At 68.5% G+C, this 12,047-nt stretch carries 15 protein-coding genes and 1 pseudogene; 8 read left to right on the forward strand and 8 right to left on the reverse strand.

The genetic code is table 11. The features are described 5' to 3' along the window. Window positions 1-274: 274 nt before the first annotated feature. Both AB0B64_RS00660 and AB0B64_RS00665 read left to right on the forward strand, forming a co-directional pair. Window positions 275-973, forward strand: coding sequence for a hypothetical protein (locus AB0B64_RS00660; protein ID WP_358173473.1), 699 nt, complete (start codon window positions 275-277; stop codon window positions 971-973). Between the two features lie 154 nt (window positions 974-1,127). Beyond that, the gene (locus AB0B64_RS00665; RefSeq protein WP_358173475.1) at window positions 1,128-2,117 is read left to right on the forward strand and encodes a GNAT family N-acetyltransferase; all 990 of its coding nucleotides are present in this window, start codon (window positions 1,128-1,130) and stop codon (window positions 2,115-2,117) included. On the opposite strand, the gene AB0B64_RS00670 is transcribed toward AB0B64_RS00665, so the two are convergent. Beyond that, window positions 2,114-3,058: a helix-turn-helix domain-containing protein gene (locus tag AB0B64_RS00670; protein WP_358173478.1), complete on the reverse strand. Its 945-nt coding sequence runs from the start codon at window positions 3,056-3,058 to the stop codon at window positions 2,114-2,116. The two genes, AB0B64_RS00665 and AB0B64_RS00670, sit on opposite strands and share 4 nt — an antisense overlap. A gap of 143 nt (window positions 3,059-3,201) precedes the next feature. On the opposite strand from AB0B64_RS00670, the gene AB0B64_RS00675 reads away from it, so the two are divergent. Beyond that, window positions 3,202-3,642, forward strand: a complete 441-nt coding sequence (locus AB0B64_RS00675) for a DUF6010 family protein (protein ID WP_358173481.1) — start codon at window positions 3,202-3,204, stop codon at window positions 3,640-3,642. A gap of 102 nt (window positions 3,643-3,744) precedes the next feature. Next, complete coding sequence (locus AB0B64_RS00680; protein ID WP_358173484.1) at window positions 3,745-4,197, forward strand: hypothetical protein; 453 nt, start codon at window positions 3,745-3,747, stop codon at window positions 4,195-4,197. Between the two features lie 34 nt (window positions 4,198-4,231). On the opposite strand, the gene AB0B64_RS00685 is transcribed toward AB0B64_RS00680, so the two are convergent. Beyond that, complete coding sequence (locus AB0B64_RS00685; RefSeq protein ID WP_358173487.1) at window positions 4,232-4,741, reverse strand: HAD domain-containing protein; 510 nt, start codon at window positions 4,739-4,741, stop codon at window positions 4,232-4,234. Window positions 4,742-4,810: 69 nt separating this feature from the next. After that, window positions 4,811-5,362, reverse strand: a complete 552-nt coding sequence (locus AB0B64_RS00690) for a helix-turn-helix domain-containing protein (RefSeq protein WP_358173490.1) — start codon at window positions 5,360-5,362, stop codon at window positions 4,811-4,813. A 65-nt stretch (window positions 5,363-5,427) separates the two neighbouring features. Here AB0B64_RS00690 and AB0B64_RS00695 point away from each other — a divergent pair, with 65 nt between their 5' ends. Next, complete coding sequence (locus AB0B64_RS00695; protein ID WP_358173493.1) at window positions 5,428-6,273, forward strand: alpha/beta hydrolase; 846 nt, start codon at window positions 5,428-5,430, stop codon at window positions 6,271-6,273. Here AB0B64_RS00695 and AB0B64_RS00700 read toward each other — a convergent pair. Continuing rightward, the gene (locus tag AB0B64_RS00700; protein ID WP_357952392.1) at window positions 6,257-6,763 is read right to left on the reverse strand and encodes an ATP-binding protein; all 507 of its coding nucleotides are present in this window, start codon (window positions 6,761-6,763) and stop codon (window positions 6,257-6,259) included. The genes AB0B64_RS00695 and AB0B64_RS00700 overlap by 17 nt on opposite strands. 219 nt (window positions 6,764-6,982) lie before the next feature. On the opposite strand from AB0B64_RS00700, the gene AB0B64_RS00705 reads away from it, so the two are divergent. Then, complete coding sequence (locus AB0B64_RS00705; RefSeq protein ID WP_358173496.1) at window positions 6,983-7,804, forward strand: helix-turn-helix transcriptional regulator; 822 nt, start codon at window positions 6,983-6,985, stop codon at window positions 7,802-7,804. After that, a complete protein-coding gene (locus AB0B64_RS00710; RefSeq protein WP_358173499.1) occupies window positions 7,795-8,016 on the forward strand; it encodes a DUF397 domain-containing protein in 222 nt (73 codons plus the stop codon). The genes AB0B64_RS00705 and AB0B64_RS00710 overlap by 10 nt, the downstream gene beginning before the upstream one ends. 76 nt (window positions 8,017-8,092) lie before the next feature. Here the strand turns inward: AB0B64_RS00710 and AB0B64_RS00715 are convergent, their stop codons facing one another. Both AB0B64_RS00715 and AB0B64_RS00720 read right to left on the reverse strand, forming a co-directional pair. Beyond that, complete coding sequence (locus AB0B64_RS00715) at window positions 8,093-8,965, reverse strand: helix-turn-helix transcriptional regulator (RefSeq protein ID WP_357952388.1); 873 nt, start codon at window positions 8,963-8,965, stop codon at window positions 8,093-8,095. A 94-nt stretch (window positions 8,966-9,059) separates the two neighbouring features. Continuing rightward, window positions 9,060-9,638: an MFS transporter gene (locus tag AB0B64_RS00720; RefSeq protein WP_358173502.1), complete on the reverse strand. Its 579-nt coding sequence runs from the start codon at window positions 9,636-9,638 to the stop codon at window positions 9,060-9,062. Between the two features lie 402 nt (window positions 9,639-10,040). Here AB0B64_RS00720 and AB0B64_RS00725 point away from each other — a divergent pair, with 402 nt between their 5' ends. Next, window positions 10,041-10,958, forward strand: coding sequence for an aldo/keto reductase (locus AB0B64_RS00725; RefSeq protein ID WP_357952386.1), 918 nt, complete (start codon window positions 10,041-10,043; stop codon window positions 10,956-10,958). A gap of 62 nt (window positions 10,959-11,020) precedes the next feature. Here the strand turns inward: AB0B64_RS00725 and AB0B64_RS00730 are convergent. Further along, window positions 11,021-11,476 (reverse strand): annotated as a pseudogene (locus tag AB0B64_RS00730) (FAD-dependent oxidoreductase); the annotation flags it as partial. A 1-nt stretch (window position 11,477) separates the two neighbouring features. Continuing rightward, entirely contained in the window at window positions 11,478-12,038 is a 561-nt protein-coding gene (locus AB0B64_RS00735) for a hypothetical protein (protein ID WP_358173504.1), read from the reverse strand. Between the last annotated feature and the right edge of the window lie 9 nt (window positions 12,039-12,047).

The raw sequence follows: 12,047 nt of genomic DNA on the forward strand, positions 1-12,047 counted from the left end.
GTGATCTCGTCGGGGAGCGTGCATGGCCCGAACCGATGATCGTGGATGGGCAGACCGGTCTTCGAGGCCCTCGCTCCTGGCGAACCTTTCTCGGACTCCCGGCGTCGTACCCGTCGTGGATCTTGCCAGGCGTCGTGGGCTTCGTGTCGCGGCCACAGCTGTCGCGCTGTTGTTGACCTCAGGCGTCGTCGACCGGCCGATGGCGCCCCTGTTGCCGATACCCGTACAGGCGGCGACTTCGGCGGAGGAGATCGCTGACAGGCTGCGGAGCCGCTTGGATGACGACGTCGACCGCCGCCTCGAGGACATGGGCCGCACCGTCGCCGTTCCCGCCGCGATGAACCTGGACTTCCCCCTTCTGTTTTCCTGTTGGCCGGAGCACGGCCTCGGCGCGCTGCCACCCGAGGGGGTTCCGGCCTACACCGGCCTGCTACGCGTTCCGGAGGTGTCCTCAGCGCTGGACGTCAGGTTCTGGATCACTTCGCCCGGCACCGCGAGTCGCCTGGTCCGGGAGGCCCGTCGCGGCGCGGAAGACTGCGCCCGCCAGCCCCAATCCGATTATTCGGGCAGTGATCTGGCGGACTTCGACCGTTGGGGATGGCACGGGGTGCGGGCCAGGGTCAACGAAGAGGAGTACACCAAGGATGATGACCCGGACATCATGTCAACGATCGTGGCCGCCCGAGGGGGGCTGCTGGCCGAGGTGTCCTGGAGAACGATGGACCCGCTCCTGCTCCCGCTCGGCCCGGAAACCGGGGCAGTGTCCGTGTTGGCCGCCGTGGGCGGCGACCCCGCCAGCCCTGCCCCGGCCGGCGCCTCCCCAAGATCGGCCTTGAGCGCCATGGCTGCGCATGGCACCACCATGGTTTATCTCCGATGGCAGGGACCAGCCGGAACCGATCGGACCGCTGCCCTACGCAGGGGTCGCGCCGCGCTCACCCGGACGCTCGCTCTCCTGCCGACCGCCGGTTGAATCAGTCCGGCGACGTTCACCGAGCCGAGGACAGGCGGCCCAGGATCTTCGAGGCCGCAGGCCAGGCAGCCTGGCCAACAGGAATCTCAGCGGCGGCGGGCGGGGCTGGTTCTGTAGGTTGATGGCGACATGGACCGGCCTTCGGGGAGACTCAGTGCGAGATGGGCAGCGGATGATCCAGCCGATCGATTTCGACCGGCCGGGCGACCTGGTCACGGGCCTGTACGACGCGTTCGTGGCCAGCAACGGCGACGACCACGGCCCCGTACCCTCCCTGCCCTGGTTCTCCTACGTCGTCACTACGGGCGGGGCGGGCGGGCGGTCCGAGGCGTGGGTGGCGGCCGAGGGCGGCAGGGTGGTCGGCGGGTACGCGCTGGCACTGCCCGAGGACGACAACACCCACGTGGGTCGGCTGTTCACCCTCGTGGTGCGGCCGGAGCGGCGCGGCCGGGGCCTGGGCTCGGTGCTGTTCGAGCATGCCCTTGAGCGGCTGCGCGCCCACGGTCGGACGCTGGTCCTGACCGCGACGCCCGACACCGGCTCGGGCGCCCGCTTCGCCGCCGCGCGCGGGATGACGCTCTCGCTCACGGAGGCCCGACGCACGCTCGACCTGCGTACGGCCGACTGGGCAGCGCTGGAGCGGATGCGGCCCGAGGTGGCCGGCTACCATCTGGAGCGCTGGGTCGGCCCGGCCGGCCCCGAGTTGCTGCAGGACCTGGCCACGCTGATGGGCGGCATGAACGACGCCCCGCGCGACGCGGACATCGAGGCCGCGAACTTCTCCGTCGACCGCGTGCGCAGCCGCGAGCAGGCCCTTCCGGTCATCGGCCGCATTCCGTACACCATGATCGCCAGGCGCACGTCCGACGAAGCCCCCGCCGGCTACACGCGCATCCTGGTCGACGAGGACCGCTCCGACAGCTGGGGCTATCAGGGGGACACGACCGTGCTGCGCGAGCACCGGGGCCACCGCCTGGGCCTGCTTCTCAAGATCGGCAACCTGCTCTGGCTGCGTGAGCGGGAGCCCCACATCGAGCGCGTCATCACGTGGAACGCCGTCTCCAACGCCCACATGCTGGCCATCAACGAGGCCATGGGGTTCGAGTTCTTCGACGAGCAGAGAGAGTGGCGGTTAGAGATTTAAGCGCTCCGGAAGGAGGCGCGATAGGCGTGCGGGGTCACGCCGACGACGCGCTTGAAGCGCTCCCGGAAGGCGGTGGGCGAACCGAACCCGGCCTGCGTCGCGATGCGCTCGACGCCGTGGCCGGTAGTCTCCAGTAGGAACTGCGCCCGGCGTACGCGGGCTCGTAGGAGCCACTGCAGCGGAGTGGTGCCGGTCTGCTCCCGGAAGCGGCGGCTGAAGGTCCGCTCGCTGAGCCCGCCGCGCCTGGCCATCTCCGCCAGGGTCACCTCCTGGGCGAGGTTGTCCTCGATCCACGACAGTACGGGCTCCAGCAGCGAGCCCTGGGGCACCGGCGGCTGAGCGTGCGTGATGAACTGCGCCTGTCCGCCCTCTCGTTCCAGCGGCATCACCGACAGCCGGGCCGAGTCGGCGGCGATCGCCGAGCCGAAGTCCCGCCGGATGAGGTGCAGGCACAGGTCCAGGCCGGCCGCGGCGCCGGCCGAGGTCAGGATCTGGCCGTTGTCGACGTACAGCACGTCCGGCCGTACATCCACCCGTGGAAACAGCTCGGCCAGCCGGTGGGCCGCGATCCAGTGCGTGGTCGCGCGCAGCCCGTCGAGCAGCCCGGCCGCGGCGAGGGTGAACGCCCCCGCGCAGATGGAGGCGATCCTGGTTCCCGCGGCCGCCGCCGCGCGCAGGGCGTCGAGTACTTCCCGGTCCGGCGGGGCGGCCTGTTCCGAGCAACCGGGCACGACGATCGTGTCCGCCTCCCGCAGCGCCTCCAGTCCGTACGGAGCGAGGAGCGTGAACGTGTCGCTGGCCACCTGCGGCGTCGCCGCGCAGACCAGGACCCGGTACGGGCGGCGCCCGTCCGCCAGGCGGGCCCGCCCGAACACCTCGATCGGGGTCGCCATGTCGGCCGCCACCACATGGTCCAGCGCCAGGACCGCCACCGTGTGCATAGGGACACGGTAGGCCACGCTGGATGGCGGGAAGCCGTTGGAAATTGTCGATTCAGCCCATGGGGCCTAGGGGGCGAGCCGATCTAGCCTGGCGCTGCCTTCGACTTCGACTCGCATGTTCGCAGAACGGATCACCACTCTTCATGTCCATCCTCATGCCGATCCTGATCGGTCTGATCGCCGTCTCCCTCATCTCCCTGATCCCCGAGCCGCATCGGCGCCGCGCGAATGCCGTGGCGGTCGCCGGCGCGGGCGCCGCCTATCTCAGCGGTGGCGGGCTCGGTTACTGGGAGTTCGTGCTGCCGGTCGTCATGTCGTACGTCGCCTACCGGGGGCTGGAAAGCTGGACGTTCATCGGCATCGGCTGGCTGCTCCACACCGCCTGGGACGTACTGCACCATCTCCAGGGCAGCCCCCTGCTCCCCTTCGCCGCGGACTCCTCCTTCGGCTGCGCCATCTGCGACCCGGTGATAGCGCTTTGGTGCTTCGCGGGCGGGCCTTCGGTCTTCGGCTGGCTCCGCACCCGCCTGTCCCGTCGGTCTGCGGCTCCGCTCTCCTCCCCCGACGGACGTAAACAGGCGTAAGAGCGCAGCTCTCAACGCGTGCTCAACACATACTCAACACGCGCCGCCTTACCTTCCCATTCGGAAGCAGACCCCCGTCTCATCCCGAAAAGGCAGGTAATCATGCGTCTCGCAAGCATCTCCCTCGCCCTCGCCACCACCGCCTCCAGTTTGGCCCTGGCGACGGCACCGGCCGTCGCGGCCCCGGCCGCGCACAGTGAAGTCTCGACCCGCGCGACGAGCGCAGCGGCAATGGCCAGCTGGCACACCCAACGGCACGAGTCGTTGGGCCCAAGCAAGGGGTACTTCTCGAGCGCGACCTGGAACCGGCCCTCGGGCGTCCGGGTGATGCAGGTCAAGGCCCGCTGCTGGGGCAACGACTCGCAGTTGGAGGTCAGACTCTGGTTCCTGCGCAACTGGGGCGGCGGCGAGAAGGTCGCCAAGTACGGCAAGTGGGCCTGCAACGGCAAGTACGGCATCGTCCGCATCAACAACGCCGGGCATTCGCAGTACTGGGCGGCCTTCTCCCTCAGCAAGAAGCACACCGTCGAGTACTGGGTGCAGTACTACAAGTAACCCGCCAGGGGCTCGACGCGGGGCAGCCGCTCCCTTAGATCACGAGGTTCCGTAGCCAGGCGTCAAGTACGTCGAAGTCCTCGTGGGTGAGACCGTTCGCGGAGTCGACGCGGTGAAGAAGGGCCGGTCCGCGATGGTGTCTGTCGACCCATGTCCGATCGAGGTCGGTGATCTCGTCGTCGACCCAGACGAACGGCCGACCGGCGGCGGCCTCGACGAGCGCTTGTGTCTTCCAGTGCAGCACACCGGGGTCGTCTTCCTCCGGGGCGTCCGGGAGGTCGGCCACCGGGAGCTCCGGCAGGCCGAGCAGCGGAGCGATCACTTCGTTGGCGTCGTGCATCCACGCGGTGGCCCAGATGAGCTCGCAGGACAGCGCCAGCAGCCGCGGGCCGTGCGCGGGATCGATCTTCGCCAGCTGCGGATTGGCCGCGTCCTGCCATGCCGCCCACTCATCGAGGGCTGACGGGAGCCGGCCGCCGCCATAAGGCAGGAGCGTCCCGTCGACGTCCAGGAACAGCAGTGGGCGCTGGACATGATCGGTCATGGCCGCACGATATCGGCCGGATCGCCATCGAGGGGTGCCGCGTGTGCTTTGGGTCGGGACCGACAGCGGCTAACGACCTACTTCAGGCGCGGGCGGCTGCTCGGCAGGGAACAAGATCGCGCTGAGGAGGTACGGCGTGCGGTCTGGAGTGGGTGTGTTGGCCAGCCGGTCGCGCAGCACCACGAGCAGGTCGGCCAGCATTTCAACGAGCTCGTCCGGACTCAGCCAGACGGTGCCCTGCCGGTAGGAGACCGAGTCGGCCTCCGGGCTGGCGCCGTCGCGGTCCAGGTAGGCGTTGAACTCGGCGATCAGGACGGCCATGGCCGCGGCGAATCCCCGGCGGTGGTCGTCGAGCGACATCGTGGCGGCCTCGCCGGCGCCGATCGTGGGCCGGTCCTGACGCAGCCGGTAGCGGCGCTCGACGGCGCCGCGTACCCGCTGCTCGCCGTCCACTTCCAGGAACCCTCCCTCGGTCAGCTGGGCGACCTGCCGGTACATCGTGATCTTCGGCACCTCGGGCATGCGGGCGCACATTTGCGCGATCGTCAGCGCGCCCGCTGCGGACAGGGCGTGCACGATGCGCAGCCGCACCGGGTGCAACAGCTGCTCGACAGGATCCATGGCTCAACGATTTCATATGAGATACCGTTATCCAAAATGAAAACGTTGCGCTCGGAGGAGGAGCCATGCGAGACGCCACCGGACAGCTGGTGCCCGTCAACGGCCGTACCGTCTATGTCGAGGAGTCCGGCCAGGGACAGGACTGGGTGGTCTTCGAGGCGGGCAGCGGATGCGGGCGGACCTGTTGGGACCCGGTGCTGCCGCCGCTGGCCGGCAAGGCGCGACTGGTGGCCTACGACCGCGCCGGGCGCGCGCTCAGCGGCCGTACCACCCAGCAGCTCAGCATCGACGACCTGGCCGCCGACCTGGTCGCGATGACCGAGGCCGTCGTCCCGGGCGAGTTCGTGCTCGTCGCGCACAGCATGGGCGGGCTGGTCGCCCGCCGCGCCGCCGAGCGCCTGGGACCCCGGCTGCGGGGGCTCCTGCTGGTCGACCCCACACCGGAGACCTCACCGGTGTACGACACGTGGGACCAGACCACCAAGAAGATCGACCGCATGCTGGCCGTGACGCAGGCGCTCAGCCGCTTCCGCCCCTTGGCGCGGCTGTTCAGCGGTAATGTCCGGCCCTTGTTCTCCGCCGACACCTATGAGGCCATGCTCGCCGAGAACTTCACCCCCGCCGGGACCGCTCAGACCCGCAGGGAGATGCAGGCGGTGGCCGCCGCCATCCCGCGGTTCCGCGCCCACCCGCCCCAGCTCCCGAAATGCCCGACGATCGTGCTGTCGGCGGCGCGCGCCGGCAAAGGGCGGGAGCGCCAGAACGCCGCCATCCGCGAGCACCAGCGGCGGTACGCCGAGACTCTGCCCGACGGGCGTTACGAAGTCGTCGACTCGGCGCACTTCATCCAGGCCGAGCAACCGCACCTCGTCGCCGACCGGATAGGCCGGCTTCTCAGCCGTAGCTCCTGATCACCCGCCCGCTTGCCTGATCGACGATCTGCTCTGGCGCGTCCAGGTACCCCATGCTCGCCGCAATAGGGTCCAGCTCAAACCATACGGTCCGGCCGAACAAGTGCCTTCTGACACCCCATTTCGTCGCCACGGCCGCCAAGATTTGCAGCCCACGCCCGCCGGTCTCGTTCGCGTCGTCGTTGCGGAGCCGTGGCCCCGACCACCAGCCCTGGTCCCTGACCTCAACACGGATCCGGCCGCCGCTGCCGCGCCACATGCGGACGCGAAAAGCTCCATTTCTCCAGCGGCCGGAAATAGTATGCCTTATTGCGTTGGTGACGATTTCGGTGACCAGAAGCCGTACGTTATCCAGAAGATTCGCATCGTCGGCGGCTTCAGGCAGCTCCCTGACCAGCCAGCTAGCGGCATAAATCCGCACATCGCTGACGACCTCGGGGCGTCCGGGAAACCGCATGTCGCCGACGAGCCGCATGCCGACTTCTGTCATATTTACCACCCATTTCCCACCCGTCGCAGTTCGGCGCATGCCACCATCGCTCGCGCCAGGATTCTGTTATGCGAATTGGCAGTGCCCAGCTTCCGGTTGCCACTTCAAACAGTGCATGCAACGGGCTACATTGTGTTGGGAAACAATCCCAGAGCGGTCCCAGACTTCTCCTGGCATCAAACCAGAAGAGCTGGAACAGTCGCGGTCACAGGGGTATTGATGCCAGCACCCAAAGAGCTCGACCCAACCACCGGCCCAATGGCACGTTTCGGTGCCGATCTACGGAAATACCGATACGCGGCTAAATGGACTCAGGCGCAGCTCGCCGAGCGTATCGGCTACAGCAAGAGTCGTATCGGCAACGTAGAACGGGGAGACGAGAAGCCCACGCGGGAACTGATCGAGCTCTGCGAAAAGGCGCTGGGGCTGGACGGCGCGCTGCTCACGCACTGGCCGGCCATCAGCGGCGACCGGATACCCCAGTGGTATCGACAGTGGCCACCGATCGAGCGGAAAGCGGATCAAATCATCAGCGTTGCCCCATTGATCGTGCCGGGACTGGCTCAGACCGAGGAGTACGCTCGCGCGATCTTCACCGGGGAGCCACAAACGACACCGGAGCAGGTAGAGGAAGCCATCCAAGCCCGATTGGAACGGCAAACTATCTTCAACCGGCCCATTCCTCCCCAATACCTCGCTGTCGTGGACGAAGGCATCCTGTATCGTCCAATTGGCGACGGCTCTGTGACCCGCCGCCAGCTGGAACATCTGATCGCCATGGCCGAGAACAACTGGTTCAGCGTCCAACTCGTCCCATACGAAGCTCTGTGCACGGCAGCCCTGGTAGGGCCGGTCGTTCTCGCCCAGGAGAATGGAGTGACGATCGCTGCGTATGTCGAATCCGCTCTCCACGGTCACGTCATCGACAAACCAGCCGAGATCAAGCGACTGGTGGATCGGCTCGAATGCATACGCAAGGCGGCACTTCCCGAGTACCTGTCAATGCAGCGGATCAAGGGGAGAGTGGCAGCATGGAGTTGAGCGAGAAGATCGGGCGAGAGATCGCGAGCCCCACAGGATGGATCACCGCGTCAAGCGGCCAGGGCGGCGAGTGCCTGGAGGCCAAGCATCTGTCCGACGGCCGCGTCGCCCTGCGCGACACTGAGCAACCAAACGCCGAGCCCTGGGTGGTCCGTCGAGCCGTCTGGGACAAGTTCGTAGCGGGCGCGAAGAACGGAATCTTCGACTTCTAGCGCCATCAACCATGCGGCCCTCGACAAATCCATCGGGGGCCGCACACGTTGGTCAAACCCCCGCATGGGCCGGATGTCAGCGTTTGGTGTCGGCGTGTGCGGTGGCTTGCTCCTGGGTGGCTGCCCAGCTGGCCAGGAGCTGCAGGGCGTCCGCGGCCGGCGTGCCGGGGTCGGCGCTGTAGACGGTGATGGACAGCCCTTCGTCGCCGGGCAGGTCCAGGGACTCGTGCCTCAGCTCCATCGCGCCGACCACCGGGTGGTGGAAGCGTTTGGTTCCTCTGGTGTAGACGTGCACGTTGTGGGCGCCCCACAGGGTGCGGAAGGCGTCGCTGCGGGTGGACAGCTCGCCGATCAGGTTCGACAGTTCTCGGTCGTAGGGGTTCTTGGCGGCTTCGACCCGCAGGACGCCGACGCCGTCGCGGGCGACGCGTTCCCATTCGGGGTAGAACGTTCTGGCCCGGGGGTCGAGGAAGACGAACCGGCAGCAGTTGGCCGGCTCCTGTTCGAAGCACTGACAGTGCAGGGCGCGGGCCAATGGGTTGGCCGCCAGGATGTCCATGCGGTTGTTGCGCAGGTAGGCCGGCTGGTCGTGCAGGCCTTCGATGATGCGCAGCACGCTGGGCCGCACGGTGGCCTGTTTGGGGCGGGGCCGCTCGTGGAGGGGCCGGGCGTTGGCGGCGTGCGCCAGGGCGTACAGGTGGTCCCGTTCGGTGTCGTCCAGGCGCAATGCCCGGACGAGGGCGTTGAGCACGCTGTCGGAGACCCCGCCGAGGTTGCCGCGTTCCAGGCGTGTGTAGTACTCGACGCTGACCCCGGCCAGCGTCGCGACCTCGCCTCGGCGCAGGCCGGGCACGCGCCTCTGCCCGTACGCGGGCAGGCCCGCCTCCTCCGGCGTGATCTTGTCGCGGCGGGATCTCAGGAAAGTGCTGACCTCGGCCCGGTTGTCCATAACCTCAGCATAGGAAGGATGCAGCGGCCGGTGAGGGCGCGTGAGAGTCCCTGCCAGTACCCCCCACAGAGGTCCCCTCGGCATGGGACGCGCATCACAGGGACGCGTTCGACTTCTCGGCGTACGGCATGGAAACCCCTGCGGGGGAACCTGCCTCCTTCAGTCGGCCGCGGGTAAGCGCCCACCCGGCGAGGCCGAGAAGGGCGACGGCCATGATCGCCGCCCAGCCGGCGACCAGCGCCAGCACGGCCAGGGCGGCACCGGTGGCGGGAACCGACCATCCCCGATCGTGCAGGACGCCGGCTCGCCGGGCGGCGAAAGCGCCGGCCACTCCGGCCAGGCCCAGCAGGCCGATCTGGCCGGCCGAGTAGGAGAACGGCGCCGCTGTCAGCAGGTAGGTCAGTGACGTCCAGAACAACGAGAACACCGCGAAGCTCGCGGCGCAGATGACCAGAGTCGGGAGCGCTGCGCGGTGGCGCACCACGGTGGTGAAGACCGACCCCAGAAGGCGCGGGTAGGGAACGGGTTGGCGTGGTTCGAGGGGCGGGATGACCTTACGGAGCACGACGGCGAGGACGAGCGTCGCCGCGGCCGCGCTCACGAAGATCGCCCGCCAGCCGAGCAGGTCCGCGACGAAGCCGACCATTCTCGTGCCCAGGACCGCGATCTTCATGATCTTCTCCCCTCCAGTCGAATGGCGTGTGGTGGAGCGCCGACCGGCGTCCCCGCGTCCATGGCCAGGCAGAGCCGACCACTGACTATGCAACGCAAAACAGCTGTGACCTGGGAGTCTCCGCTGTGAGGGGTACTGGCAGAAACCTCCAGCGCCCAAGACACAGCTCCAGGTAAACCCAGAGGGCCCGCGAAGGGGGTCCCTGGCAGTACCCCCCTGCCTCGCGGTAGGACCCGCCATCCGGCGTTAGAGTCGGAAACAGATCACTCGTGGGCGCAAAGCCGCAGGCCAGAAGAGTCGGCCCATACCTTCCGGGCGACGCGTCGAAGGTGACGACAGCTGCCAGGCCGCCGACCCGCGTCGCGTCATGGCCGCGACCCGAGCACACATCCAGGAGGACCCGTGACCACCTCGTACAGCAGGACACTCGCACCCGGGGTCGACATCCCGCTCCTCGGGTTCGGCACCTACCTCATCCCCGACGCGGAGGCCGCCGACGCCGTCGAGGCGGCGCTGCGCGCCGGCTACCGCCACATCGACACCGCGGAGGTCTACCAGAACGAACGCGGCGTCGGTGAGGGCCTTCGCCGCGGCATGGCCGCCGAGGGGCTCACCCGCGACGACCTGTTCATCACGACCAAGCTGTGGCCGGGAGACGGAGACGAGTCCTTCAAGTCGACGCAGCAGGCCGTCGACGCCTTCGAGGAGAGTCTCCAGAGGCTAGGCCTCGGCCACGTCGACCTGTACCTGATCCACGCGCCGTTCAACCGGACGCAGCGGCTGGAGCAGTGGCGTGCGCTGGTCGAGCTGTACGAGAAGCACAAGGCGCGGGCGATCGGCGTGTCCAACTTCAGCGCCGCGCACATCGAGGAACTGACGGCGGCGAGTCTCCCCTTGCCACACGCGAACCAGATCGAACTGCACCCGTGGTCTCAGAAGCCCGAACTCGTGCGCTTTCTCGACGAGAACGGCATCGTTCCCATCGCCTACAGCAGCTTGGTGCCCCTCTCGACCTGGCGGACCGCCCCGGGCCATCACAGTGGCAAGACGGATGAGATGCGGGCCGACAGCGCCAGTGGCGATTCGCCGTTCAAGGCCCTTGCCGCCAAGTACGGGGTTACCGAGGCGCGGCTGTTGCTGCGGTGGGGCGTCCAGAACGGGTACCCGGTCCTGCCCAAGAGCATCAACCCCGCGCGTATGCGGGAGAACGCTGACTTGTTCTCGTTCGCGATCGACGACGAGGACATGCGGGCCATCACCGCGATGGACCGCGGCCAGGGCGTCGCGTGGGGATCATCCGACCCCACGCACGCCACCTGATCGCCGCGCTCGACCGCCTCCCGGCTGGTGCACGGCGTGGCCTCCCGCAAACCGGGAATGTCGGGCAGTAGCGCGCCGCTTCCGGTCGCGATGACCACCGCATGCCGGGCCGTCAGCGTGATGGGGACGCCGTCGTCGCCGGTCACCTCGACCACGCCCGCGGACACGATCCGGCCCTGGCCACGGTGCAGGGCGATCCCGGCCGAATCGAGCCAGCCGACCTGACCGTCGTCCTTCCAGTGCGAGGCGAAACCATCCCGCCGGCCCAGCACCGCGGCCGCGTCGAGACCACCGGTCACCGCCTCGCGCGCACCCGGCACCTGACGCGCCGCCCGTAACGCCGCCGCGCTGCGCAGCAACGCCTTGGTCGGCATGCAGGCCCAGTAGGAGCATTCCCCGCCGACGAGCTCGCGCTCGACGATGGCGGCGCTCAGGCCGCCCCGCACCACCCGGTCGGCGACGTTCTGCCCGACCGGACCGGCCCCGATGACGACGACGTCGTACGTTTTGCCGTCCACCTCAGTTCCCCTTCGCGGCGCGACCGAGGCGGAGGGCCGAGATGAGGAAGAAGACGCCGCCGGGGATGGCGTAGCCGGCCGCGTTGGTCAGCGTCGGGTTGGCCGCGGCGGCGCCGACGACGAACGACGCACCGGCGAGTACGGAGACGCCGCCGCTGATGATCATCGGCCACTGGCCGCCCATCTTGCGTCGGGTGACACCCACGATCAACTGGACCAGCCCGGCAACGACCGCCCAGGCGCCCCACACGCGCAGCACCGCCGGGATGCCGGACGCGCAGGCGATGGCCACACCGATGGCGGTGATCAGGCTGACGGCGACGTTCACGTACAGCAGGGCAGGTGATCCGGTGGCGCGCGACGCGCGGGCGTCGATGACGGCGGCGGCCACGTCGAACAGCGGGTAGAGCACGAGCAGGGTGACCGCGAGCGGGCCCAGGTTCGAGGCGGTCGTGAACATCGCGAGGGCCCAGACGATGGCGAACGCGAACCGGACGAAGTACAGCCGCCGTAGCGCGGACGCGGTCCCGGAAATACCGGGCGACGCGGCGATGGTGCTCATGATGATCCT

The sequence above is a fragment of the Nonomuraea sp. NPDC049129 genome (assembly GCF_040648495.1).
Classification (GTDB): domain Bacteria; phylum Actinomycetota; class Actinomycetes; order Streptosporangiales; family Streptosporangiaceae; genus Nonomuraea.